This is a genomic window from Paenibacillus zanthoxyli JH29, assembly GCF_000520715.1.
Classification (GTDB): Bacteria; Bacillota; Bacilli; order Paenibacillales; family Paenibacillaceae; genus Paenibacillus_AQ; species Paenibacillus_AQ zanthoxyli.
The window spans coordinates 1-23,731 of record NZ_ASSD01000681.1; the positions used below are offsets into that span (position 1 = coordinate 1).

At 52.7% G+C, this 23,731-nt stretch carries 26 protein-coding genes; 3 read left to right on the plus strand and 23 right to left on the minus strand.

Annotated elements, in window-relative coordinates:
• Both L691_RS0126075 and L691_RS0126080 read left to right on the plus strand, forming a co-directional pair.
• On the plus strand, positions 1-525 hold a 525-nt coding region (locus L691_RS0126075), incomplete at its 5' end, for an SDR family oxidoreductase (RefSeq protein WP_025693136.1).
• 158 nt (positions 526-683) lie between these two features.
• Positions 684-1,394 carry an SDR family NAD(P)-dependent oxidoreductase gene (locus tag L691_RS0126080; RefSeq protein ID WP_025693137.1) on the plus strand — a complete coding sequence of 237 codons (711 nt, stop codon included), beginning with the start codon at positions 684-686 and terminating at the stop codon, positions 1,392-1,394.
• Positions 1,395-1,826: 432 nt separating this feature from the next.
• Here L691_RS0126080 and corA read toward each other — a convergent pair whose 3' ends face one another.
• The 22 genes from corA to L691_RS0126190 form a co-directional block, all read right to left on the minus strand.
• A complete protein-coding gene (corA, locus tag L691_RS0126085; protein WP_025693138.1) occupies positions 1,827-2,786 on the minus strand; it encodes a magnesium/cobalt transporter CorA in 960 nt (319 codons plus the stop codon).
• Between the two features lie 81 nt (positions 2,787-2,867).
• Positions 2,868-3,770 carry a response regulator gene (locus tag L691_RS0126090; protein WP_025693139.1) on the minus strand — a complete coding sequence of 301 codons (903 nt, stop codon included), beginning with the start codon at positions 3,768-3,770 and terminating at the stop codon, positions 2,868-2,870.
• Positions 3,771-3,773: 3 nt separating this feature from the next.
• On the minus strand, positions 3,774-5,057 hold the full coding sequence (locus L691_RS0126095) for an ATP-binding protein (RefSeq protein ID WP_025693140.1): 1,284 nt from the start codon (positions 5,055-5,057) through the stop codon (positions 3,774-3,776).
• Between the two features lie 96 nt (positions 5,058-5,153).
• Positions 5,154-5,804, minus strand: coding sequence for an amino acid ABC transporter permease (locus L691_RS0126100; protein WP_025693141.1), 651 nt, complete (start codon positions 5,802-5,804; stop codon positions 5,154-5,156).
• Between the two features lie 76 nt (positions 5,805-5,880).
• Positions 5,881-6,531 carry an amino acid ABC transporter permease gene (locus tag L691_RS0126105; protein ID WP_025693142.1) on the minus strand — a complete coding sequence of 217 codons (651 nt, stop codon included), beginning with the start codon at positions 6,529-6,531 and terminating at the stop codon, positions 5,881-5,883.
• A gap of 242 nt (positions 6,532-6,773) precedes the next feature.
• On the minus strand, positions 6,774-7,604 hold the full coding sequence (locus L691_RS0126110; RefSeq protein WP_025693143.1) for a transporter substrate-binding domain-containing protein: 831 nt from the start codon (positions 7,602-7,604) through the stop codon (positions 6,774-6,776).
• A gap of 30 nt (positions 7,605-7,634) precedes the next feature.
• On the minus strand, positions 7,635-8,363 hold the full coding sequence (locus tag L691_RS0126115; protein WP_025693144.1) for an amino acid ABC transporter ATP-binding protein: 729 nt from the start codon (positions 8,361-8,363) through the stop codon (positions 7,635-7,637).
• Positions 8,364-8,684: 321 nt separating this feature from the next.
• Positions 8,685-9,677 (minus strand): inorganic phosphate transporter, encoded by a 993-nt coding sequence (locus L691_RS0126120; RefSeq protein ID WP_025693145.1) that lies wholly within the window; start codon positions 9,675-9,677, stop codon positions 8,685-8,687.
• A 13-nt stretch (positions 9,678-9,690) separates the two neighbouring features.
• Entirely contained in the window at positions 9,691-10,305 is a 615-nt protein-coding gene (locus L691_RS0126125; RefSeq protein ID WP_025693146.1) for a DUF47 domain-containing protein, read from the minus strand.
• A 265-nt stretch (positions 10,306-10,570) separates the two neighbouring features.
• Positions 10,571-11,659 carry a DUF3048 domain-containing protein gene (locus L691_RS0126130; protein ID WP_025693147.1) on the minus strand — a complete coding sequence of 363 codons (1,089 nt, stop codon included), beginning with the start codon at positions 11,657-11,659 and terminating at the stop codon, positions 10,571-10,573.
• Positions 11,660-11,828: 169 nt separating this feature from the next.
• Entirely contained in the window at positions 11,829-12,746 is a 918-nt protein-coding gene (locus L691_RS0126135) for a hypothetical protein (RefSeq protein WP_025693148.1), read from the minus strand.
• On the minus strand, positions 12,743-13,582 hold the full coding sequence (locus tag L691_RS0126140; RefSeq protein ID WP_025693149.1) for an ABC transporter permease: 840 nt from the start codon (positions 13,580-13,582) through the stop codon (positions 12,743-12,745). Before L691_RS0126140 ends, L691_RS0126135 begins: the two co-directional genes overlap by 4 nt.
• Positions 13,579-14,769 carry an extracellular solute-binding protein gene (locus L691_RS0126145; RefSeq protein WP_025693150.1) on the minus strand — a complete coding sequence of 397 codons (1,191 nt, stop codon included), beginning with the start codon at positions 14,767-14,769 and terminating at the stop codon, positions 13,579-13,581. The genes L691_RS0126140 and L691_RS0126145 overlap by 4 nt, the downstream gene beginning before the upstream one ends.
• Before the next feature lie 25 nt (positions 14,770-14,794).
• Positions 14,795-15,832 carry an ABC transporter ATP-binding protein gene (locus L691_RS0126150; protein WP_025693151.1) on the minus strand — a complete coding sequence of 346 codons (1,038 nt, stop codon included), beginning with the start codon at positions 15,830-15,832 and terminating at the stop codon, positions 14,795-14,797.
• 51 nt (positions 15,833-15,883) lie between these two features.
• Positions 15,884-16,708 carry an ABC transporter permease gene (locus tag L691_RS0126155; RefSeq protein WP_025693152.1) on the minus strand — a complete coding sequence of 275 codons (825 nt, stop codon included), beginning with the start codon at positions 16,706-16,708 and terminating at the stop codon, positions 15,884-15,886.
• Between the two features lie 56 nt (positions 16,709-16,764).
• Positions 16,765-17,766 (minus strand): LacI family DNA-binding transcriptional regulator, encoded by a 1,002-nt coding sequence (locus L691_RS0126160; protein ID WP_025693153.1) that lies wholly within the window; start codon positions 17,764-17,766, stop codon positions 16,765-16,767.
• A 2-nt stretch (positions 17,767-17,768) separates the two neighbouring features.
• Entirely contained in the window at positions 17,769-18,500 is a 732-nt protein-coding gene (locus L691_RS0126165) for a glycerophosphodiester phosphodiesterase (RefSeq protein ID WP_025693154.1), read from the minus strand.
• 89 nt (positions 18,501-18,589) lie between these two features.
• A complete protein-coding gene (locus L691_RS0126170) occupies positions 18,590-19,579 on the minus strand; it encodes a CehA/McbA family metallohydrolase (RefSeq protein ID WP_025693155.1) in 990 nt (329 codons plus the stop codon).
• A complete protein-coding gene (locus L691_RS0126175; protein WP_025693156.1) occupies positions 19,576-20,046 on the minus strand; it encodes a hypothetical protein in 471 nt (156 codons plus the stop codon). Before L691_RS0126175 ends, L691_RS0126170 begins: the two co-directional genes overlap by 4 nt.
• A gap of 225 nt (positions 20,047-20,271) precedes the next feature.
• Complete coding sequence (locus L691_RS0126180; RefSeq protein WP_025693157.1) at positions 20,272-21,048, minus strand: DODA-type extradiol aromatic ring-opening family dioxygenase; 777 nt, start codon at positions 21,046-21,048, stop codon at positions 20,272-20,274.
• A gap of 85 nt (positions 21,049-21,133) precedes the next feature.
• Positions 21,134-21,961, minus strand: a complete 828-nt coding sequence (locus tag L691_RS0126185; protein ID WP_025693158.1) for an alpha/beta hydrolase family protein — start codon at positions 21,959-21,961, stop codon at positions 21,134-21,136.
• A gap of 519 nt (positions 21,962-22,480) precedes the next feature.
• A complete protein-coding gene (locus L691_RS0126190) occupies positions 22,481-22,678 on the minus strand; it encodes a hypothetical protein (RefSeq protein ID WP_025693159.1) in 198 nt (65 codons plus the stop codon).
• A 198-nt stretch (positions 22,679-22,876) separates the two neighbouring features.
• On the opposite strand from L691_RS0126190, the gene L691_RS0126195 reads away from it, so the two are divergent.
• Positions 22,877-23,539: a DUF1129 family protein gene (locus tag L691_RS0126195; protein ID WP_025693160.1), complete on the plus strand. Its 663-nt coding sequence runs from the start codon at positions 22,877-22,879 to the stop codon at positions 23,537-23,539.
• On the opposite strand, the gene L691_RS33850 is transcribed toward L691_RS0126195, so the two are convergent.
• The coding region (locus L691_RS33850) for a hypothetical protein (RefSeq protein WP_232229285.1) at positions 23,520-23,731 on the minus strand (212 nt) is incomplete at its 5' end. The two genes, L691_RS0126195 and L691_RS33850, sit on opposite strands and share 20 nt — an antisense overlap.

The window sequence follows — 23,731 nt, forward strand, 5'->3', positions numbered from 1 at the left end:
CGGCTGTTCGACGAAACGCTGCGGGCCTATGGGCGATTAGACATTCTCGTGAACAACGCTGGCGTCATGGCGACGAAGCCGCTTACCGCCATTACGGAAGAGGACTTCGACAAGCATTTTGCAATTAACGTGAAGGGAACATTCTTCGCAATTCAGCAAGCGGCGCGGACCATGAGCGAGAACGGCCGCATTATTAACTTCTCTACTTCTATTGTAGGGATGATGCTTCCCACGTACAGCCTATATGTGGGGACGAAAGGTGCCGTCGAGCAATTTACGCGTCATCTGGCTAAGGAGCTTGGATCAAGGAAAATTACGATCAACGCGATCGCGCCGGGGCCGGTGAACACGGAACTGTTTACCGCCGGAAAATCAGAGGAGCAGATTAGGACGTTTGCCAGTATGAATGCCTTAGGGAGATTAGGAGAAACGGAGGACATCACCAAAATCGTGCTTTTCCTGGCGAGCCACGAATCCCAATGGATTAACGGGCAGACTATCCGTGCCAATGGCGGTTCCATCTGATTTCGCGAATCGTTTCAACGAATAATAATAAATACGCTTCGAAGGCCCGATACCCCTATTTAACAGATTAACGGAGTTAGAAGCGGCTGCACGGAACGAGCAACACTAAGTGTAGCATTATCGTTAAACAAAAAAATAATTTGGAATGGAGGATTTGTATGAAAAAGACCGCATTTGTAACCGGCGCTAATAAAGGAATTGGATTTGAGATTGCAAAACAGCTTGGTGAAATAGGCTGGAAAGTAATCCTTGGCGCTCGAAGCACCGAACGAGGCCAAACAGCCGTGTCTGAACTAGCTGCCCAGGGGCTTGACGTGGAGTTCGTACAAGTAGATGTGACCGTTTTGGAGGAGATCGAGCAGGTTGCAGATATGATCAAAAAGAATTACCCGGACTTGAAGCTTCTGATCAATAACGCCGGTATGCCAGGCGCTTTCTCTCGCTCTTTTACAGAAACCAGAGAAGAGGACCTGCGCAACGCCTTTGAAGTCAATTTTTTCGGTACTTTCCGATTAAACCAGCATTTGTTTCCGTTAATTAAGGATAACGAAGGCACTATCGTAAATGTATCGACCGACATGGCCTCACTTGACCATATGCAAAATGCTAAATTCACATTAAACTCCTTTGACTACAATTCGTCTAAAACGGCCAACAATGCCATGACCCTTTCCATGGCCTATGAATTAAGAAACAGCAACGCTCAAGTTTTTGCAGTAACGCCGGGTTTTACTACAACAGATCTGAACGGCAATGCTGAAGGCGGTAAATCTAAAGAGGAGGCCGCCGCCATTATCGTAGGTTACGCAACAGATGATAAGCGTCACAACGGTGAATTCCTGAATGAGAGAGGAGTTTTAGCGTGGTAATCCGTACTCATCATGCCGACTGGTGAAGTCGCTTAACAAAAACAAACCAACGGTTCACTTCACTTCAGCAAGGATTGATCATCCGCGGGAGCCTCATGTTGCAAGTTATCGAGCTGGCGTGTTTTGAACACTGCGTGCCCGCCTAATCAGATTTGTTACGTGACCCTACATGCTCTCAGGACCCTGAGCACCGAAAAATTCTAGCCCTTTATACAGCGGCCAGTCTAGGACTTTACTTTTGCGTCTTAGTCTGCCGCTGTTGTATTTATCATCTTGAACCGGAAGAACCACGTAAAATCAGCAACACGAGCAATGATGGTCAAAGACTCGAGGACGAACGCATTAAATTGGCCATCATCGCAGCGCATATAAACGCATCAGCAACCCCTAAACGGTGTTTTTCTGACGCGCTCCTGTCCTCTACTGCCTCGCTTACTTAAACCAGCCCCGTCTTTGAAACCACAGCACCATACTTGCCCCCAATAGCAGCATGATGAGCAGGACAAGGGGATATCCGTAGGCATAGTTCAGTTCAGGCATTACTTTGAAATTCATACCGTAAATGCCGGCAATCAGCGTCAAGGGCATGAAGATGGTTGTGATTACCGTCAGCGTCTTCATAATCAAGTTCATCCGGTTGGAATTCAGCGATATGTAGCTGTCACGAAGGTCTGACGTCATTTCCCTGTCGGTCTCGATCATATCCGTCAGCTTGAGCAGGTGATCGTAAATATCACCGAAATACATACGCTCTTCCGCATTGCTCTGGATATGCTGGGAATTGAGAATCCGGTACATCAAATCCCGCATCGGCACAATCGTCCGGCGCAGCTTCAGGAGACGCCCGCGAACATCGAATACCTGGGACAGCAGTTCCTCCACCGATTCACGGCCCCCCCTGCTGTCCAGCTCCGCAAGCTCGTCCTCAATCATATACAGGCTTGGAAAATAGTTGTCCACCAGCTTATCCATCACTGTGTAAGCCGCCAGCATCGGACCGCCGGACCAGCCTTTCCGGTTGTGGAGTTCCTTTACAACCCGCTCCCAGGCTTCTTCCAGCTCCACCTGTTCGTGAAGATGATAAGACACGAAGAGCGATTTGCCGACAAACAAATCCACCTCTTCCGCGCTCAGTGTCGTCTCATTCAGCGCATGCAGCACAAAGAACTGCACATCCTCGTAATAATCGAGCTTCGGCCGCTGAAGCACATGTATGCAGTCCTCAATCGCCAGCGGATGAAAGTGAAAATAGGTATCCAGCAGCATTGTCTCATCCGAAGTCGGTTCCGAAAGGTCCACCCATATCCATTTGTAATCCTCCAGGTTGATTTCAAAGAGCGGCTTGTCCATCAACACCTCCCCCTGATGGGTCACCGCCAGTGTCCGTATCATAATCCTCCTGCCCTCCTTAAGGTGCCTTGCTCTCATCATTGTACAGCAGGAATAACCCCTGCCCAAATTCGGGAGGGGATCTTAGCGCCCCAGTCCTTCCTGAAGCTCCAGAGCCATTACTTGCAAAAATTTGCGGATATTCACTTTGGCCTTGCCGGATTCCCGGCCCTGATCAATTTCCTTCATCTTGGCGCGCACATCCTCGAAATCGAAGTAAAGCGGCGCGTAGTATTCGAATTTGGGATGGCTGTAATCGGTCAGACCGATGGAGGCCAGATGCGTCAGCCCCGTCGCCAGCGCCCTCCGCAGCCGCTGCTCGATGGCCTTCGTTTCCTTGGCGATGTCACTCGTGCCCTCTTTGTAACGGGCGGCCACCGCCTCGTATAGCTCCTTGAGCGGCGGCAGCGTTCCCGCATCCTCCCGTTCCATCAGAATTTCCATGATTGCTGTAATATCGCGGCTGCCGCTCTCGCCGATCATGCCCATGTTCATCAGGATCGGCTGAACGGCATCCTTGACCGTACGCCGGGCCGGAATTACAGGAGCCCCTCCGAACTGAAGCCCTTCCAGCTTTTCCAGACTCGATTTGATTTCGTCTAGGTAGCGGCTCATGGCGTAACGCTCATTCACCCTGCGCAGCACGGTCTCCACCTCGATCCGGTTAATCGGCTTACGGATAAAGAATTCGATGCCGCTCTCATACGCCCTTCCGACCATATCCTGATTCTCGATCTGTGAAATCATGACGAACTTGGACTTGCAGCCCTGCGCCTGCAGAGAACGGATCGTCTCAATCCCGTCCTGGTCGGGCATGAGCAGATCCATTAGCACAATGTCGGGCGATTCTTCCAGAATAAGCCTGACGCCTTCCTGGCCGCCTTCGGCTGTCCCCGCCACTTCGCCAAGCCCGCTGTCCTCGATAATATGCTGCAGCATTCTTCTGGCGCTCCGGTCATCGTCAACAATACAGAAAGATAGCGGCATGCTCTACTCCTCCTTTCGCAGATTCTTCGTGGGAATGGCGATTTTGAACATGGCCCCGCCCGCATAGGGGGCGTTGCTGACCGTAATTTCACCCTCGAATAACCTGACGATATCCTGCACATGCGACAGTCCGATTCCCGTTGCCGCCACGCCCTCATCATCGAATTTGGTCGTGAAGCCCGGATCGAATAGCAGCTCGCGGTCGCGGTCGTTCACACCGCCGCCGCTGTCGGTGACCGTGAGCACGGTCATTTCTTCTTTTTCGTATATGTTCAGATAGATGTTTCCCGTATCCTTGATCGCTTCTACGGCATTAGCTGTAAGGTTATTGAGCAGCGTGAGCAGAGGGATATAGCTTGCGGTGGCATAATCGGAGGTGGTCTGCTGAATAATCGTGATATTCTTGCCAAGCATGTCGGCATACTTCTGGTTGCTCTTCACGGTAAAGCGAAGAATGCCCGACAGCGGCATATCGCCGGTTACTTCACGGTCCACCAGCTTCGTCAGACCCGCCAGAATCCGCTGCGAATCCTTCTTCACCTCATGAATCTGCTGCGTGATATGGAGCACCTGGCGGCTGTGGGCCGACTCTCCGCCGTCTTTGAGACTGCGATACAAATCATAACTGTCCAGCGTAGCCTGTTCCAGCGTGCCGATTGATTTTTGCAGATAGAACACTTCCCCGTACAGGCCCGATCCGAAGCCGAGCATCTGCTCCATCCGGCGGTTCTGTTCCTTCTGCACCAGCCGAAGCCGGCTAATCGATATGCTGCTGTACAGACCGGTTGTAAAATAGGTCCTCAGCATGGCAATCGCCATCAGATACGTCCATTCATTCAGGCGGAACGAGGTCGTGCCCAGCACAAGCAGCCGGGTCAGCAGTTCCATCTCATTGGAGAGCAGGTCGATGACCGCCGCCACCGCCCCCAGCACGAGCGGATGGAATCCGTCCATCCGTCCTTTGATTACACGCATCAGCACGGCAAAAACGATGTAATACACTATCGCGGAGCAGTGTCTGGTCAGAATCTCCAGTACGGTAAAATCCGTCCCCGCCAGGTCAAGGCCTGTCCGGAACATCAGCACGGATATGCCCGTAGCCACGCCGGTGAGTATAAACGGAAGATGCCGAAACAAAAGCAAAAACAGCAGAAATGCACTGCTGCCTAAGCCGATTCTGAAGATGTCGCCAGCATAGGGATTGATCTTGAACTCCCCGGCAATCGCCGTTACAACCGCGACCAGCAGAATCTGAATATATGGATGTCGGTTAAGCGGCTGCCCCATTAGCCAATACTCCCGCATGATAGTATTAGCCATTATAGTACCATAAACCGCTGTGAATTCCTATAAAATACTACGAAAAACGACTGCATAGCGGCGTTAAGCATTTTTCGTCTCCAGGCGCTTGGACAGCAGGGACAGCAGGTAGTTGACTGTAAAATAGATCAGCGCTACGAGCAGCAGAATCGGAATCGTATAGTTGTAGCCGTGTCCGATAATGATTCCGGCATTGTGCATCAGTTCCGCCAGAGAAATAATCACCGCAAGCGATGTATCCTTCAGCAGGGAAATAAATTGGCTGACCAATGGCGGAACCATGCGCCGGAGACCCTGGGGAAGAACGATATGCCACAGCGTCTGCACTCCCGTAAGTCCCGACGAGCGCCCTGCTTCAATCTGCCCTTTGTCGACCGAGGTAAGTCCGCCGCGCACAATTTCCGAAATCATCGCCCCTTCAAAAATCGTCAGCGCCGCAATCGCCGCTGTCATCAGCCCGAGCTTTATTCCAACCTCCGGCAGCGCGAAGCGCATAAAGAAGATAATGAGCAGCAGCGGCAGGTTGCGGATCAATTCCACAAATACGAAGCTGATCTGTGACAATACCGGAACCTTCGCATAGCGGACAACACCGATGATACAGCCAAGCAGGAAGCTGAGAATAATCGCAGTAAAAGCGACAATCAGCGTGACATACAATCCGTCCAGCAAAAATTTAAGATTATCCGCCGAGTAAGCGCCGGCAAAATCCATCGTTTATCCTCCTTTCAATCCCCGCAAAGTGTTAAAAATCCGCTTCGGAGCTTCATCTTCACTTTGTGGGGCTGCTTTAGTATTTGCGCTGGAGCCGGCGCTCCCACACCCGTATGCCATAGCTGAGCGGCAGTGTCAGCACCAGATAGAACAGCGCGACGAATACGTAGGTGTCGAACGTACGGAAAGTATCGCTGTTGACGATATCCGCAAAATACATTAGATCAAGTCCTGCCACGATCGTCAGCACTGACGAATTCTTGATCAGGTTGATGAACTGGTTGCCCAGCGGCGGAATAACCAGCTTGATCGCCTGCGGCAGTACGACATAAATCATCGTCTGTGCATAGTTTAGGCCCGATGAGCGCGCGGCTTCGGTCTGCCCCTTGGGAACAGCTGCTATCCCTGCGCGGATCGCTTCGGCGATAAACGCCGACGTATACACCGTAAGGCCGATGGTGCCGGCCGTAAATCCGTCCAGAGACGAGCCGAATGCCGATGGGCCGTAGTAAAAAATATATACGACGAGCAGGAGCGGGATATTGCGGATAAACTCGGTGTACCCGGTCCCGAACCATCTCAGCGCTCTTACGGTAGAAATACGGAATACCGCAATTAGGGTACCCAGCAGAAAGCTCCCTGCTAGCGCCAGCAAGCTGGAAAGAATCGTACCGCGGAATCCCTCCATATAAGTGCTGAAATAGTCCGTCAAAATGGAAAACTGCATCTTGATCACCTGCCTTTTGTCTCATAATAGCGATTGGCATAATCATGCACTTCTAACTCTCTATATTTCTTTTGTCCCCTGTACTCTCTTCATGGTCGTCCTCTGACAAGCACGAAAGGATGGCCAGCGGAAATCGCCCGTCCCATCCTTTCGCTGATGCCGACTTTTAGCCGATTTTTCTTTATTCCCCTCTTTGTGCATCCCCATGCACATTAAGCAGTGAGCCTGCCGCTTATACAAACTTACTTGGCAGGCGTTTTGCCGATCCATTTTTCGTAGATTTTGTCGTACTCGCCGCTCGATTTCAGCTCGGCCAGCGTATCGTTGATCGCTTTTACCACCGCGCTGTTGCCCTTTTGCACGGCAATGCCGTAAGGCTCGTCGGTGAACGGTTCGCCTACAACCTCATAGTTCGGGTCCTGAGCCGCCATACCGTACAGAATCGCGTCGTCCGTCGTCAGCGCGTCGCCCTTGCCGGTTTTCAGCGCAGTGAAAGCATCCTGGTAGTTGTCGAATTCAAGCACGGTTACGCCCGGAACTTTTTCTTTGATATTTTTGACCGAAGTGGAGCCTTTGGAGCCCAGCACTGTGGAGTCTTTCGTAATGTCGGCGATGCCTTTAATTGGGCTTCCTTTCTTAACGAGCAGCGATTGACCGGCTTGGAAGTAGACGTCGGAGAAATCGACTTCTTTCTTGCGCTCTTCCGTAATCGTCATCGTTGCTACGACCATATCGATTTCGCCGTTGTTCAGCATCGGAATCCGCGTCTTGGAGGTGACTTCCTTCAGCTCGATGGCATTTTCGTCGCCAAGGATATGCTTCGCGATCGCTTTGGAAATGTCGATGTCAAAACCTTCAACCTTACCGCTCGCAGGGTCCTTCAGACCGAACAGCTTCGTATCGAATTTAACACCCACTAGCAGCTTGCCGCGCTCTTTGATCGTCGCGATTCCATCCGCTCCGCTCTCTCCCTTAGCGGCGTTGCCTTCACCCTCATTGTTACTGCCGCATCCTGCAAGAATGAGCAGCATGGCGATCATCATTACGCTTAACAGCTTCCAACTCTTTTTCATATTTGTTCCTCCCCAGTTTTTGTTATATTTTCAGTGGCTTAATACCCTGCTGAGAAAAGTTCGCGTGCGCTCCTCGCGCGGATTGGCGAAGAATTGCTCCGGAGCGGCTTCCTCCACGATCTGCCCCTGGTCCATGAAGATCACGCGGTCCGCCACCTCGCGGGCAAAGCCCATCTCGTGGGTAACAACGACCATCGTCATTCCTTCCTTGGCTAGTGTCCGCATAACGTCAAGCACCTCGCCGACCATTTCCGGGTCCAGCGCCGACGTCGGTTCGTCGAACAGCATGATTTTGGGCTTCATCGCAAGTCCTCTGGCGATCGCCACACGCTGCTGCTGCCCGCCAGAGAGCTGACTCGGATAGGCCTGCGCCTTGCCGGCGATGCCGACCTTCTCCAGATAATACATCGCCGTCTGCTCGGCCTCCGCCTTCGGTACGCCCAGTACCTTGACAGGCGCCAGCGTGATGTTGTCGATTACTTTTTTATGCGGATACAGATTGAAGTGCTGGAACACCATGCCGATATCCCGCCGGACTTTGTTGATATCCGTCTTCTTGTCATTAATGGCCGCGCCGTTAACGGTAAGCTGCCCGTTCGTGATCGTCTCCAGACGATTGATGCAGCGAAGCATCGTACTCTTGCCCGAGCCGGACGGACCGACCACAACGACCACTTCCCCCTCCTCAACATGCAGATTGATGCTCTTGAGTACATGGAAATGTCCGTAATGTTTATCTACCTGCTGAAAATCGATCAACGACTGTCCCCCCCTTGCTTTATATTGCTCTGACATTCTAAATCTTCTAAAAAAGCTCTCCTGTCAGCTATGGTAACACTTGAGAACAACCTTACTGTAGCCACTATGAAAAACTACATTTTCCTACAATGATTTTCATATTAAAACCGTAATTTTCCTTGATAATTATGAGGTATTTTATTTTCTTTTCTCGTTGATTAATGTTTTTTATCGTTATGCTGTAACTTTTTGTGACATGAGTCGCTTCCGATTGTCCCCTTATGCAAACAAAGAGGCCGAATCGACGTTGTCGATCCGGCCCCGCGTATTACCGCTTCAGAGCTAAAATAGAATTTTAAAAATAATGCCTGCCAGCGCCGCGCTGATCGGTATCGTAATAAACCAGGTGACAACAATCCGGCCCGCTATGCCCCATTTGACTGCGGAGAAGCGCTTTGCCGAGCCGACGCCGAGAATCGCAGACGTGATCGCATGGGTTGTACTCACCGGCAAATGCAGCAGCGTCGCCGAAAAGATAACGGAAGCAGCCGAAATGTCGGCCGCAAATCCGTTGATCGGTTCGATTTTGAATATCTTCGTACCCATCGTCTTAATAATCTTCCAGCCGCCGATTGAGGTGCCGAGTGCCATAGCGGTCGCGGCCGAAATTTTAACCCAAATCGGAACGTCCATCGTATCCAGACGACCCGAGGTGACAAGCGCAAACGTAATGATCCCCATCGCTTTCTGCGCGTCATTCGTTCCGTGAGTGAACGACTGGAAAGCGGCCGTTATGATCTGCATCGTGCGGAAGCCTTTATTGACCGTATGCGGACTTTGCTTGGCAACGATCCATTTAAGTATGGTCATAACAATATATCCGATAACGAAAGCGATAATCGGAGAGAAAATAAGCGCTTCTACAATGTCTCTGAATCCGCTCCATTTGATATGATCTGAGCCCGCCCCCACGTAGACCGCTCCGGCGAGCGCTCCGATCAGCGCATGGGATGAAGAAGAAGGTATTCCGACCCACCAGGTGAGCAGGTTCCAGATAATCGCTGCCAGAAGCGTGGCAATAACGACTTCAATCCCGTTGTCCAGCTTCGTCGGATCGGCTACACTGCCGCCGATGGTCTTGGCTACCCCGGTAAACAGCATCGCTCCGATAAAGTTCATGCACGCGGCCATAATAATCGCCGTACGCGGTGACAGCGCCCGGGTCGATACGGAAGTCGCAATCGCATTCGCCGTATCGTGGAAGCCGTTGATGAAGTCAAAGCCGAGTGCGAGTATGATGACGATGCCTAGTACCAATAAAGATGATGTATCCATAGTTACTTGCCCCTTATGAGTTGCGCATAATAATTGATTCAAGTATATTGGCTACGTCTTCGCACTTGTCCGTCGTCGTCTCCAAACGCTCGTACAGTTCCTTGCGCTTGATCAGTTCAATCGGGTCCTTGACCTGCGCGAACAATGCCTTAGTACAGTTGCGCAGCACTTCATCGCCCTGATTCTCCAGGTCGTTCAGCCGAATCGTATATTCGCGGATAGCCAGAAGCTTCTTCTGCGACAGCAGATGAACCGCCTTCTGGATCTCATAAGAAGACTGACGGAGAATTTCGGCGAATTGGCCGATGTACTCGTCTGTCTGGGTCATGTTGTACATATAGAAACGGGTGGCGGAAGCCTCAAGTCCGTCGATGACATCGTCCATTCTTGTGATCAGGGCCATGATATCGTCGCGCTCCAGCGGGGTAATGAACGTCTTGTTCAGCTCTTTAATCACCGTGTGCGTATATGTATCGCACTGGGATTCATATTTCTTCATTTCTCCGGCAAACACTTCCAGATCGCTCAGATCGGAAAGATGCTGGGCGAAATAATCCGCAGCCTGGACGATCGTATCGGCCATATTTTCAAGCGTCTCGAAGAAAATGTCCTTTTTTCTCAGCCTCATTATTGTAAACTCCTTTGTATAAAGTTCCTTGGAACGGCGGAATCATTCAATTGTAATCACAGTATAAAATTAAATGACGACCTTTGTTATCTTAACATACCGCCTTGAAAGATAGAAAGTAAAAAACAACCGAACTTTTTACAATGAAATCACAATTTGTCGAACGAGGAAAAAGAATTCGCTATTTTCGGTATATATGGAATTACCTAGGTATCCTTAAACTGGTTGTATCGGGTTGCTTTCTTATGCTCCTTTTGCCAAGGTTTTACGAGGAGGTAACGGCTACATGGCTTGCAAAAGAAGGCTTGTTCGGCACAATCAAAAAATGGGTGACTCCCGGATACAGCGCCGCTTCCTTGCCGTCCCGGACGAACCTTATGACGTCGCCGGCCTTGCGGACCCATCTGCCCCGGATGGCCTCGCCCCGCTGGAACAGCATGGCTTCTCCCCCAAGTTCCAGGTTGACGGACAATCTGCCTACCTCGTCAAGCACCTTGTGGCCGGCCCCCATGACGATGACGTTGGCTGCTTCGATAGGCTCGCCGCTATCCTTGTCCAGATGCTGCTTTCCGTTAACCCATCTTGTATAGGTGCGCGAAGCGGAATCATATTTGTAATCCACCGTGTAGCTCTGGAGCAAGAAGCGGACCTTGAACTCGCTCGCGGGTTCCCCGCCCACCGGGACATCATCCGGATTGGTAAAAGAATATCCCTGCACATCCGCCGCCCTGCCGTATCCGAGCTTCTCCGCTCCGGCCCGAAGCTTATCTTCGCTCGTGTATAAATTGTGGGGCGCCTTGCGGCTCTTATCCCGCCAGAAGTAGGCGCCGGCCCTGCCGATTTCGTCCATGTCCTCTTTATGCTGTCTCTGCAAAATGGCATAGGCCGCCGGACTTCCACCCGCATGCACGGTAACGCCGCCGTAAGACTCACCGATGTCGATCAGATACGGACGGATGCTGCGGACCGGCCCGATTTTGGGGATGCCGGGTTGGCTCTGATAAATCGCGATCAGCCGCGTAATCCCCCCTTCGGCCAGCACCTCGTACAGAAGATCGGCCTTAGTCAGCCCCGACTGGGGACGAGCGGCCGGCGCGTTGTTAATCATCACGGCAAGCGGCCGGGGAAGCGGCGTTTCCGTGACAGGAAGCCCGGTAAGTCCGGACACGGACATCGGAGACGGGATGGGCGATGGCGCTGGAACGGGCGTCGCAAGCGCCGGTGCAGCCGAGGATAGCGGCGCGGCGCTGGGAACGGCGGGGGGTTCCGCAGTTTGCGGACCGCAGGCGGAAAGAGCAAGCGAGGCCAGCAGTATTCCTGCCGCCAGCCTGGAGCTGGAACGGTTTAACATCATAAAAGTAAACGTCCTCCTTAAACGGTTCTTAAGCTCCTTCCATTTAAGCACAGCCGGACCTTTTTGTCTTGCCGCATGCAAACAGACACTGCCGTCATCCTCCCGCGATACCTGAATTGCATCGTCTGCGGGCGGCACGGCAGTGCCTGTACAAGTGTGCGATATTTTCCTAATCAAGCAATGCCCGGGCGAACCGGTCCGGCCATTCCATTTTCGGGTGGAAATTGTAGGGGATTGCCTGTGTAAACAAAATTGCATTCGCATCGAGCGACTTGAACATAAGCGGCTTGCGCTCCAGATAAAGCAGCGGATCGACCAGGACGGAGAAGTCGATATACGACTCATAGGAGCCTTCGAACCCCCGAGGCCAAAAGCGCTTCAGCGGATGCTCCGGCAGGCGTCCCCCCGCCTTCACATGCTCATACGTTTGCCGCATCCAATCCTGCATGGTCATGTTCTTCATCGGAATGTTGATTGTTTCCCAACCTTTGAGCAGCGACCCGTGTTTACCCCACTCGATCCGGATAATCGGCCGCTCCCCCTGCTCCCTCGCTTCCCGAACCGCCTCCTCCGAGGAGATCACCGAGCTGTGGAAGAACGTCATGACCTGGGTGACCGTCTCCTTGTCAGGATCATACTCCACCCATATCTCTTCATGGTCGCAGGGCTCGTAATCATCCGGAAAGTCGAAGTCGTCCTCCCAGAACAGATGATAGCCAATGAGCGGCCGGGTAGGATGATGGATGGCAACGATATCCTTCAGGGGAAAGCATTCCGCCTCGGTTGTGAGCAGCAGCGGGCAATATCGGCGGATCACGGCGGCTTCCCGTTCCGTAAGCGCGAGCGGAGGGTCCAACTCCAGCGCCATCTGATAGGCTCGCCCCGCCCGGCGGAGCTGCCCGTCCAGATGATAATATTCTCCCTGCCTTGCCGGGAATTCGGCTTCATCCGGAAACACCTTGCGCAGCAGATCGAGCACGGGAATGATGGCCGCGCATGTTTGTTCGACTGTGATTTTCCCGTCCCGCATCGCCTCGGCCAATCTAGCGCCAACCGTCTTCCATTCCTTCGTATAGATTTCAATCATGGCCGGGCCGTCTCTTCTTTTACCATCGAACGGATGTAGAAGTAACCGAGCAGCGAGCACAGCAGGAACGTAAAGAAGGATATCGCCGCAGCCTGCTCGCGCTCCTGGAAGACGCTGAATACCTGCTCCATCGACACGCCGAGCATTTGGGGAGCATTCGGACCGACCAGGAACGGAGCGGTAAATGAACCGATGACACCCATGAACACGAAGGTAACCGCGACGAGAAATGTTTTGTAGGATAGCGGCATGATGATGCGGAAAAAGATGCGCAGCCGGCTGGCCCCGATATCTTTGGCGCTCTCAATGACCGCGTTCGGAATTCCCGCCAGCGCCGAGCTGAGCAGCATCGTCGTAAACGGGATATTGAACCAGAGATTCGCAATGATAATGCCCTTCTGATCAAAAATAATGCGCGGAAGCGTTCCCCCGAACAGCAGCAGCCAGCGGGACAGCCAGCCGTGGTTCCCAAGTAGGTTGATCAGACCGTAGGTTGCAATCACCCCGGGAATAAAGATCGGAATCATATAGGTTTTGCGAATCAAATCGACCAGCCTGCCGGTGCTGAAGCGCATGTACACCGCAAGCGCGTAGCTGACAGCCAGCACAATCACACAGGAAACAATCGTGACCTGAAGGGTAAATACGATATTTGCGCGCATCCCCTCGTCGGTAAACAAATATACATAACGGCTAAGGTCGTACCCGCCACTTTCATTGCGCAGGCTTTCGAAAAAAGATAATATAATCGGAGTGATTACGATCACAGACAACAAGAGAAAGGAGGGGATAACCAGACAAAGTCCGAATATCCCCATTTTCGCTTCCTTCCTCATTGGGCCGCCACGTCGCTCTGCCAGCGTTTGTTAATCTCTTTGCTCAGTTCGCCCACGTTGAAATTACGGAAGCCTTCCGACACGCCTTTAAATGAATCCTGAATGTCCTGCGGCATGTTCGTCAGCTGAATTCCCGGGAAGCCATGCATCGTCTTCACCATGACAGCTTGCGCTTCCGGCGACAGGACGAAGTCCAGGAATTTATAGACGGCTTCTTTCTTCTCGGACAGCTTTGGCACCATCAGATAAGTTGGTCCGCCGTTGAAGCCCGGTGTAATCTGCTGCATTTTGGTCGTTGCCGGCAGCTGGCCTTTATCCAGCTGTTCAAGCACCATGTCGGACCAGGCCGGAATCATGTCAACCTCTCCGCTCGTCAGCAGATCCAGCGTTCCTTGATTCTTTTTCGGATAAATGCCTTTGCCGTACAGGTAGGGACCAAGTTCCTTCAGCGTCGCAAAGCCTTTGTCCCAATCCTTCATGATGGCCGGGTCGTCGCTGTGGATCGCCTCTTCAGGCAGATCTTTATAGAGGGTCGTCGTTACGAACGAGCTGCCGGAGCCGCCGGTGGACGGGTCGTTATAAGCAAAACGCTCAGGATGCTTCTTAATCCAGTCGAACACCTCGTCCAGCGTACGCGGAGGCTGGGTCACCTTCTCACTGTTATAAGCGAGTACGACGGCCGACGAACGGTAAGGCACCGCCAGATTGGCGACATCCTGCATCGTTTTTGCATCCACTTTGGCGAGATTCGGAACGGAGCTTGTGCTCAGCGTATCCCAGAGATCGTCTTTTTGACCTTGGGTGACAACGGGCAGACCATCTTCATAAAGGTCAATACCGCCAGACCCCTTGCCTGCTTGCTTGGCAGCCAAAATACGGTCATAGGTCGGTTGCGCGCCGGTTCCGGAAGGAATGTACACGAGTTTCACTTTAACGTCCGGATTCTTTTCTTCGAACATGGGTGTGAGCTGGTCCCACAAGTTCTTCACGTTCTGGGAGCCTGTAAAATAAAATTGAATTTCGACCGGTGCGCTGGAAGAGGCGGAATTGCTTGCTGCCGGGGATTCGGAACCGCCAGCGGCGGCGGAGTCTGCTGAATTGTTATTCGCTGTACCGCAGCCAGCCAGAATACCGAATGACAACGCCAGAGCTGACAGTACAGTAAAACCTTTTTTCATACGAAACATGTTAAAATTTCCTCCTTGTTTGTCCCTACTTGTTCGGATAAGCAATCACTTTGGCAAAAGCGACGGTTACACGTTGACCCAACGAAAGTTCCTTCACGGTATCTCTCGGCTGAAACGCCCGAATCGGGCCGTACCCGTCAAGTTCAACCGACACCTCGGCATAATGGCCGAGCACCATCACTTGCTTGATTGTTCCATACAAGCCGTCTTTTTCTCCGGAATCCGGACCGATCATGACATCCTCCGGCCTGACGGCGACGACGATTGACCCCGCAAGACGCTTCGTATTCGGAAAAACCAGACCTCCCACACGCAGCTTGTCCTCTTCCACCACCCCCTCCACAAAGTTCATTTTGCCGATAAACTGAGCGACAAACAGCGTATCCGGCGAATCGTATATATCCTGAGGCGCCGCGATTTGCTCGATATTCCCCTGGTTCATTACGATGATCCGGTCGGACAGGGACAGGGCTTCCTCCTGATCATGGGTGACGAACACCATGGTCAGGCCGGTCTCGGTCTGAATCTCGCGCAGCTCTTCCCTCATTTCATGACGAAGCTTGGCGTCAAGCGCGGAGAAAGGCTCGTCGAGCAGCAATACCTCCGGCTTCAGCAGAAGGGATCTGGCGACGGCGATTCGCTGCTGCTGCCCGCCCGACAACTGGCTGGGGAACTTCTTCTCCACGCCGGGCAGCCGCACAAGCCGAAGCGCATCCTCGACGGCCTTCTTGATTTCCGCCTTGGGTGTCTTGCGGATCTTGAGCCCGAAGGCCAGATTGTCATAGATGGACATATGCGGCCACAGATTGTACCCCTGAAAGACCATCGAGGTCGGCCGTTTCTCCGGCGGGAGCTTCACCACGCTCTTGCTTGCAATCATAATCTCGCCCGAATCCGGCTCAAGAAAGCCGCCAATGCTTCGGAGCACCGTTGTTTTGCCGCAGCCGGAAGGACCTAACAGGGTGACCAATTCACCTTTTTTCACATCGAGCGAAATACCGGTTACGCCCTCACCTGTCTTGTAACGTTTGGTCAGATTGCGAATCGAAAGCTGTACACTCATGAAATTCCTCCGTGATCCGGAAATTGATCCGGTTATTGTCCCGGGACTAAGTTATTTAACTTGGAAACCGCTGGCCATAATATCCGCGCTGACCAAACGCTGGGCGGCTAACAGCAAAATAATGGTCGGAGCGGTGAGAATGATCGAGAATACGGCGCCGGCGCTGCTCGGAAAATCGGCGATAATCGAATACATAACGATCGGCATCGTCTTGAAATCGGGAATTCCGACCAGGAAAGTGCCCTGGGCCTCGTCCAAAGAGTTCAGAAAGGTGAAGATGGAAGCGACCAGAATACCCGGCATCGCCATCGGCAGCGTAATGCTGCGGAATACGCGGAACGGCGTGGCGCCCACATCTCTCGCCGATTCTTCCTGCGCGGTGTGCACATTGCGGAAAGCGGCCGTCGGAATCCAGGTCATAAACATCAGAACGTTGATCATATGAACCAGGACCACGCCGAGCAGCGTATTCATCAGCCCAAGTTTATAGAAGAGGACGGCAATCGAGACATACAGCCCCATTTTTGGAAAAGCGTGCGTAAGCAGAAAAGAGAACAGAAAGAAACGGCTCAGCGGAAATCGTATCCGGGCAAAAGCATAAGCGGCCGGGATACAAATGACGATGGACAATACCGTGACTAACGCGGCGATCAGAAACGACAGCCCGATGGATTTGGCGATATCATCCTCCTGAAGTACGAAATGCCACCACTGTAAGGACCACTGCCGAGGCAGCAGGTCGGGATAGTTCCATTTGCTGCTGAAAGCCAGCACGGCAAGATTCAAGAGCGGGCCGACAAAGAACACGACAAAGGCGACAAGCAGCAGGAACTCGAATATTTTCCGAAAACCGATGGCTCTAAAATACCAACTCATGCGCCTGTAAAGCTCCTTTCCGGGAATCTGAGATTACATGAATCGTAAAGGATAATTTAGGTAGATTGGCGAATAATCAGCTCGCTCGCATACTCGTTCAGCTTGGGGAGGCCGTCTTCCTTCCGGATCAACCGGTCCAGCATCCATACCGCATCCTGTCCCATCTTCTCCTTCTCAACCCTTACGGTGGTGAGCGAAGGGGAATACATGGAAGCGAAGTCGATATCGTCAAAGCCCATAACAGCGACTTGTTCAGGTACCCTAACCGACCGCTCGGCCAAAAGCTTCATTGCCCCGAGAGCGAGCATGTCATTCGTTGCGAACAAGGACGTAAAAGCTCCATTTGCAAATAAGTCCCAATTCTCCAGCATGACCCGGTATCCCATATCAGCGCTGGATTCCGGCGAGGAAACTACAGTCAGTCCTCCGCTGTTGCCCAATCTTTCCATGCTGCTGCGAAAGCCTTTCAGGCGTAAATTATGGCTTCTGTGCTCCTGCGGCCCGGCGATAATGAAGATTTTGCGGTGCCCGAGCTGGTACAGGTAAGACGCTGCCCGTTCCCCGCCTTCTTCGTCCTTGCTTACGATCTGAACGACCTCCGGATCATCTGTCGATCCGTTGACCATCAAATACGGAATATTGAATGATTTCACGTAATCGATGACATTTTGCCGGAGCCGGCTGATCAGAATTAATCCGTCAACCCGCTTTTCCAGCATAAAATCGGTGGAACGCAGCGACATCTCACGGTCCGTGGTAAGAAACACGGAGTAGCCTTTGGCCCCGGCTGCCATTAGGATGGCGTCGACAATTTTGCCGTACAGCGGATGGGACACGATTGGCTGCTGCTCCCGGAAAATGATGACGCCGATATTGTATGTCCGCTGCGCTACCATCGCTCTCGCCACCGCGCTCGGCTTGTATTGGAGCGTTTCAATAACCTTCATCACGCGTTCGCGCGCTTCTTGACTGGCGTAGCCGGAGCCTGAGATCACTCTGGACACCGTAGATTTGGAGACGCCTGCCAAGGCGGCGATTTCTTTAATGTTATAGCCCACGTTCAACTTCCCTCCGCCAACATTTCCTTTTTAACCCGAACGAGGTCGGCTACATTTCTTGTAGTGATGGAATGAACGCCCATACCCGCGTATAATCTCATGTCCTTTTCCTCGTTGACGGTCCAGATGTAGATTTGAAACCCGGATTCAGCCGCTTTCTCCAGCAGATACGGTTCAACTAAACGGTAAGGCACATTAATTCCGAAACAGCCGGTACTTTCAGCATCTTGAAGTGTCTGCAAGACGGCTTCCGCATAGCTGCTGGCAAGAAACAGACTGGCATTCACATTGAGAAGCTTACGCAACCCAGGGTTGCTATGCTTGGCTTTACGGGCCCTGTCCGCCTCGCAGCCCGACAGAAATACATGGCCCAGCATGCCGAGCTTCTTCACCAATTCGGATACCGGCTCAATGCATTCATCCGCCTTCAGGTCGAGATTCATCGTCTTCCCTGTATTCCGTACCAGATGCAAAGCCTGCTCCAGCTTAACGATTGGAATGGACAGACCTTCATTTAATTCCGAAATCGTCATTTGCGATAGCCTGCCCATAGACCCGTTCGCCAGCCGGACCGCATCATCATGGCTGAGCACAGGTGTTCCGTCGCGGGTAACTCGAATATCGTCTTCAATAATATCCGCGCCGTTCTCCAGCCCCGTTTCGATCGAGAGCAGGGAGTTATCGGGCGTATTCATACATCCGGTATGCGCGGTAACCAGCGGAACAGCATTCACTCTTCCATTCCTCCTTAACTAAGCTAGCGGCCGGAAGTCCAAACATTCCCCGCAGTTACGACTGATATCTGATGAGAAAAATCTAAAGTTCAGCTTATATAGATAGCATTCGTAAAAGCGATCATCGTCCGCATGCCTTTTACAATCCCCCATAATTCGGCCCTCGCCCAGATGTGCCCGTCTGCCGGGATACTGAACTCGTAGATCTGATCGGTGGAGCCTGCGGCGCACTGTGCGAGAGTGCCCGAGTTGCCCGTAATTTTTAACGAAAAATCCTGTTCCGGCAGTTCCCACAACGTCTGTCTAACGGAAAAGTCGATCTTCACATGGAGATGGATTAGATCTGCTCCATTTTGCACGGAGACGGATTCGCCGATGCCGTACAATGTGCCGCCGCTCTCTGCCTCCATCGTTACCACCGGACCGATCGTTACCGAGGCCCTTCCCTGCGCAAGCGCCCGAACCGCTTGTTGCGCAATCGTCCCCGGCTCGTCATCCAGTCCCAGATAAGTGACCGAGAGAGGCTCGTCCGTGTGCTTCTGCTCATGCCAATCCCGTCCGGAAGTAGCGGCAATGCGGATGCCGGCGTTCAGCCGCTCCGTCCACAAGGCGAAGGCTCGCTGATTCTCGGGCTTGACGGATGCGAACGTTCCCGACCATACTTCGATGTAATCAAGGTCGTTCCAGTCTCTGATTTCATATTCCCAGTAACATCCGGTACAGACAGGACTACCGATCCGAAAAGGATGTGCCATTCCGGCAAGCCCGCCCTGCCCGTGAACCATGGAGATTCCTTCGTGAATGTCAGATCGTCCCGCCTTGCGCCAATCCACAAAATTTTGCAAGCCCATCGTCACCATATGCCCGTAAAAGGTCGTCCACTCCATGCCCGGAATAATAACGATGCCCGTTTCCTGCTGGACTTGCTCACATTCTCCGAGTCCCGACATCGTGTTATGATCGGTTAACGCAATGCAGTCGAAGCCCAGCTTCGCCGCGCCTGCGGCCAGTTCCCGCAGCGACTGTCTGCCGTCACTGTGCAAGGTATGCGTATGAAGTTCGGAAGCCAGCCATCTCATGCCGTATCCGCCTCCTCCGTCCAAATCGACAAATCATACGAGCACCGCTCCGTTACGACAGCGTGAGCGCTGAGCATTACATTCCACTCTCCTAAAGCCAGCTTACCGGGCATCAGCCCCTCTGACGCTTCCTGTTCCGACAGGAACAGGCTCTGCTCCGCATCATGCCTGTGGCACGCGCCCCGATATCCGTTAGGGTCGTCCATTGACAGGGTAATCAGATTTTTGAGCGGTAAATACCGTCTCCAGCCTTCCCGGATCGGGCCCTGATGCTCTGGGGCAACATATGAATCGATGGATTCCATAATGAATTCCATAGCCTGGCCGTCGTCTTCCAGCAGCTTGGGCCAGTAGGCGAACCGAATCCGCATAACTGCGGCGGGCTGGTCTAACTGAAATCCATATGTAATATGGCGTTTGGAATCAGAAGGGTCAAGCTGCCCTGCGACGTTCAGCAGCATCATCATATGCCTCCCCTTTCTTAGATGATTCTGGGATCGGTCCCACAAGCTTTACTTTACTGTCCGATTGTTTAGCGAGAATTAACGGGGGTTTCAAGCTTTGTAAAGCGGGGAGGTAAAGTATTCCAACAGGGCGGGGCTCCAAAATGCGTCTGCAATGACCTTTGAAGGCCGCCGTTTCAATTAAAAAAAGGCTGACCTTTAACGGCCAACCTTCTGTCATCTGTTAAATTATTCAAATTTCCAGCAGTTCAGGCTAAGGGTTCCGTACTGGTACGCTTGGAACATCCGCTGCGCCTTCGTGCCTTTGGCTGCCGTCCCCATCGCATAGAACAGCGGGACAAAATGCTCTTTCCCGTAGGAAGGAACAGCGTCGCGGGCATGTGGCGCCTGTTTGTCATAGGCGAACAGCGCCTCAAGATCTCCGGCCTCCAGCTTCTCCGCAATCCAGCTATCGAAGTCCACCGCCCATTCCGCCGGGTCGCCACCGTCTTCGAGCATCCTTAAATTATGGACAAGGCCTCCGCTGCCGATGAAGAGTATGCCTTCATCCCTCAGCGGCGAGAGCATGCGTCCGATGGCATACTGCTCCGCCGGGGACCTAAGCGAATCGACGGACAGCGCCACGACCGGAATATCCGCATCCGGAAACATTCGCCGCAGGATAACCCAGACGCCATGATCGATCCCCCGGCCCCGCACAGGCTGATAGGAAAGATTGCCTGCGGCGAAGAGCTCGCCGATCCGGCGGCTGAGGCCAGCGTCTCCGGGAGCGGGATAGGTAAGCCGGTACATCTCTTCAGGGAATCCGTAGAAATCATGCAGCGCCTCATGGCGTTCATCTACCGTAACCAGCTGCTCCGGGCTGTCCCAATGCGCCGAGAATACGGCGATACCGCGCGGGCGCGGCAGTTCCCGGCCGAGCTGTTCCAGAAAAACGGTATAGTCATTATCCTCAATCGCAAGCAGAGGGGAGCCGTGTGCGATAAAAAATGCCGGAATGTTCATTGATGCCAACCTCCAAACGCTTGGTTTTTGGTGTGCATCTATATTTTAACGTTTCCAGCCTGGCATTGCGAGTAAAGCAGTCTTCCTAGATCATCCAATTTTGCCATTCTTCCTGCATACGCTCCTGTTCGTTCATCCACTCTTTGGTCCGCTTCAGCAGCTGCTGCTGGGCCGGGCCCGAAGAGAAGGTATGATCGGCCTGAAAAATAATCTCTTTATCGCAGCGTCCGTCGGGGCGCGTCCAGAACAGCTTTTGATATAAAAAAGCGTAGTCTACCGGAATCACATCATCCGAGGTTCCATGAATCACGAGCACATCGCCGCCAAATTTGCCGGCCTCCTGAAAGGGTTGAAACTTGGCCAGCGAGTTAAAATACACCGGTGTGAAGCTGAATCCGGCATGATCGGCAGAACCGGTCTGCACCGCCTGATCGTACGATTCCCGTCCGACGATTTTCACGATATCATTAAAGGGATAGCCGACAGCCGCCCATAACACGAGATTCTTCACCCGGCGGTCCCTTACCGCTGTAAGCAGGGCAACGGCTCCCCCCAGACTGTGGCCGATCAGCGTTACCCGGGTAGGATCGACATCGGCGCAGCTCAGACCGTAATCAAGCACCGTCCGCGTCTGGGCGATCATGGATTCCACATCCTGGGCTCCGTAATTGCCGCTGCTCTCGCCGCAGCCGATATAGTCGAAGCGGATGACCATGTAGCCGTCACCGGCCAGTTCGCGGGCGGACTTGACGAATAGACGGTCCACGCCGATTCGGCTGCCGATAAACCCGTGGCAGATGACCACGAGCGGCACCCGGTTTTTGCAGCGGCCGGACTTCCCTTCCTTTACAGGATAATGTATGCTGGCTGTCAGTTCCTCTCCTCTATGCCGGATGGTGATCGCCCGTTCCATGTCCGTACCTCCTGTCCTTAATCGCTAACCTAAATATATTATTATTCCGATTAAATTACTATGATTTATATCTTTATAATATCCCTCCTCAAGCATTTTGTCAATCATAACGCCGCTTTACACGGGGATCGCTTGCGGATGATTTGGCGGAAAGGTTTACGGGATAAGCATGCTTGTCTATATCGAAAAGCTCTGACATCAAGGGGCGAGGTCAAGCTGGTGATGGATAGTTGTTCGTTCAGCGTCTTGCAAAACAGCTCAGATGCAGGTTTTTTTACAAAAGGCGTCTGTTGGCAGGGAGAACCTACAATTGTGCAGGAATTTGAGGCTGTGCTGGGCTAAGAATGAGGTTGAACGGGCAAAAAGCTGCATGATTGTAGGCATGTTATACCGCAGGGCTCCTACGGCGATGAAAAGATGCACGATCTCAGGCTTTTTGAATAATGTGGCTCATCGCGCCTGCAGATCATTGAATTTGTCATGCTGACAGCCACGCAGCCGCCCATAAGGTTAACGCGGTTATTGAAAAGTATCGTCCGTATCGTCCGTTTCCTCTCGTTCTTCCAGGTCTTTCTTCCATTCCTTAGGAGTTTCCGCGGCGCTGTCCGAAAGACTGAAGCCATCCGAACCGCCCCAGTCGAAGACTCCGCTGCCGGAAACGCGGGATGTGCCGCCTTCCGCTGAGTATTCCGTATCTTGTTCATTTTTGCGTCCCATAGAGCGCTGCCCCTCTCTTTTCCAAAATAAAAGCCGGAAATTGCCTTACCGGAAATCACCTTATAAATATTTACCTTCGGAAAAAATATTATGCGGCGGCAGCGCCGGACGCTTATCCTTGCACGGAACGGCCGGGCAAACGTATACTCTTCGTAGAGAATATTCCGCTTACGGTTACTGGAGGTCAATACTTACAAGATGAAAGTCAGAGACATGATCAAGGAAAACAACCGCCTCAGGGAAAAGATGACGCCGGGCAATCGCTCTTTCTTTGAGGATATGATTTTAGCGCTGCGAGCCAGCCGGGTAGACGCCGTACGGACGGAGGAGCTGCTGTTAGAGGCAGCCGACAAGCTGCTGCGCGCGCAGGACAAAGGCAGGACCGCCCAGCAAATTTTCGGCAGCGATCCGGAAGAATATTTCCGGGAAGCCATCGAAAGCGCGCCAGCCCGTCCAGAACGCGGAAAGGCCGGCCATTACGCCATGATTTCGTGGACGGCGCTCACCCTGCTGTTCGGCATGCAGGGCATTGCCGGACTTGTCACCGTGTGGAGCCAGGGGACAGCCGGACCGTTCGGCCGCATCAGCCTGTTCACAATGATCGCCGTAGGTATCGGCTCCATTGCCGGTATCGAGCTGCTGATGAAATGGCTCTCGTCCCTGTCTGAAGACGATGTTCCCAAAATAGGCGGGTTCAACTTAAAAGCGCTGGGCGTATACATTGGCGCCGTAGTCGCCGTTGTGTTCGCCGGACTGTTTTTCAGACAGCTGTTCCCGGTATTTACGCTGTCTCCCTGGCACTGTCTGCTGATCTTCGCCTGCGGACTGATCGGCATCAAGTTTATCTTCTTCCGCAAATAGCTCCCCGCGAAGCGGGGCTGCCTGTCTTAAGTCTAATTCTGAATCGTTCGCGGGGGCCCGGCGAGAAGCCTGCGCCTTGAGTTCCCGCTTGATAGCCAGGGAGGTCAAAATCCATGAATAAAACCGCCATTATCGCCGCAGCAGCCGCGCTGCTCCTCGTCTGGCCGGCGTTATGGACGCAGCCGGCTTCCG

Bases quoted from the DNA above. Each gene is read 5' to 3' on its own strand.
- L691_RS0126080 (WP_025693137.1), top strand. From the start codon at position 684: ATGAAAAAGACCGCATTTGTAACCGGCGCTAATAAAGGAATTGGATTT.
- corA (WP_025693138.1), bottom strand. From the start codon at position 2,786: ATGATACGGACACTGGCGGTGACCCATCAGGGGGAGGTGTTGATGGAC.
- L691_RS0126090 (WP_025693139.1), bottom strand. From the start codon at position 3,770: ATGCCGCTATCTTTCTGTATTGTTGACGATGACCGGAGCGCCAGAAGA.
- L691_RS0126095 (WP_025693140.1), bottom strand. From the start codon at position 5,057: ATGGGGCAGCCGCTTAACCGACATCCATATATTCAGATTCTGCTGGTC.
- L691_RS0126100 (WP_025693141.1), bottom strand. From the start codon at position 5,804: ATGGATTTTGCCGGCGCTTACTCGGCGGATAATCTTAAATTTTTGCTG.
- L691_RS0126105 (WP_025693142.1), bottom strand. From the start codon at position 6,531: ATGCAGTTTTCCATTTTGACGGACTATTTCAGCACTTATATGGAGGGA.
- L691_RS0126110 (WP_025693143.1), bottom strand. From the start codon at position 7,604: ATGAAAAAGAGTTGGAAGCTGTTAAGCGTAATGATGATCGCCATGCTG.
- L691_RS0126120 (WP_025693145.1), bottom strand. From the start codon at position 9,677: ATGGATACATCATCTTTATTGGTACTAGGCATCGTCATCATACTCGCA.
- L691_RS0126125 (WP_025693146.1), bottom strand. From the start codon at position 10,305: ATGAGGCTGAGAAAAAAGGACATTTTCTTCGAGACGCTTGAAAATATG.
- L691_RS0126130 (WP_025693147.1), bottom strand. From the start codon at position 11,659: ATGATGTTAAACCGTTCCAGCTCCAGGCTGGCGGCAGGAATACTGCTG.
- L691_RS0126135 (WP_025693148.1), bottom strand. From the start codon at position 12,746: ATGATTGAAATCTATACGAAGGAATGGAAGACGGTTGGCGCTAGATTG.
- L691_RS0126140 (WP_025693149.1), bottom strand. From the start codon at position 13,582: ATGAGGAAGGAAGCGAAAATGGGGATATTCGGACTTTGTCTGGTTATC.
- L691_RS0126145 (WP_025693150.1), bottom strand. From the start codon at position 14,769: ATGTTTCGTATGAAAAAAGGTTTTACTGTACTGTCAGCTCTGGCGTTG.
- L691_RS0126150 (WP_025693151.1), bottom strand. From the start codon at position 15,832: ATGAGTGTACAGCTTTCGATTCGCAATCTGACCAAACGTTACAAGACA.
- L691_RS0126155 (WP_025693152.1), bottom strand. From the start codon at position 16,708: ATGAGTTGGTATTTTAGAGCCATCGGTTTTCGGAAAATATTCGAGTTC.
- L691_RS0126170 (WP_025693155.1), bottom strand. From the start codon at position 19,579: ATGAGATGGCTGGCTTCCGAACTTCATACGCATACCTTGCACAGTGAC.
- L691_RS0126175 (WP_025693156.1), bottom strand. From the start codon at position 20,046: ATGATGATGCTGCTGAACGTCGCAGGGCAGCTTGACCCTTCTGATTCC.
- L691_RS0126180 (WP_025693157.1), bottom strand. From the start codon at position 21,048: ATGAACATTCCGGCATTTTTTATCGCACACGGCTCCCCTCTGCTTGCG.
- L691_RS0126185 (WP_025693158.1), bottom strand. From the start codon at position 21,961: ATGGAACGGGCGATCACCATCCGGCATAGAGGAGAGGAACTGACAGCC.
- L691_RS0126190 (WP_025693159.1), bottom strand. From the start codon at position 22,678: ATGGGACGCAAAAATGAACAAGATACGGAATACTCAGCGGAAGGCGGC.
- L691_RS0126195 (WP_025693160.1), top strand. From the start codon at position 22,877: ATGAAAGTCAGAGACATGATCAAGGAAAACAACCGCCTCAGGGAAAAG.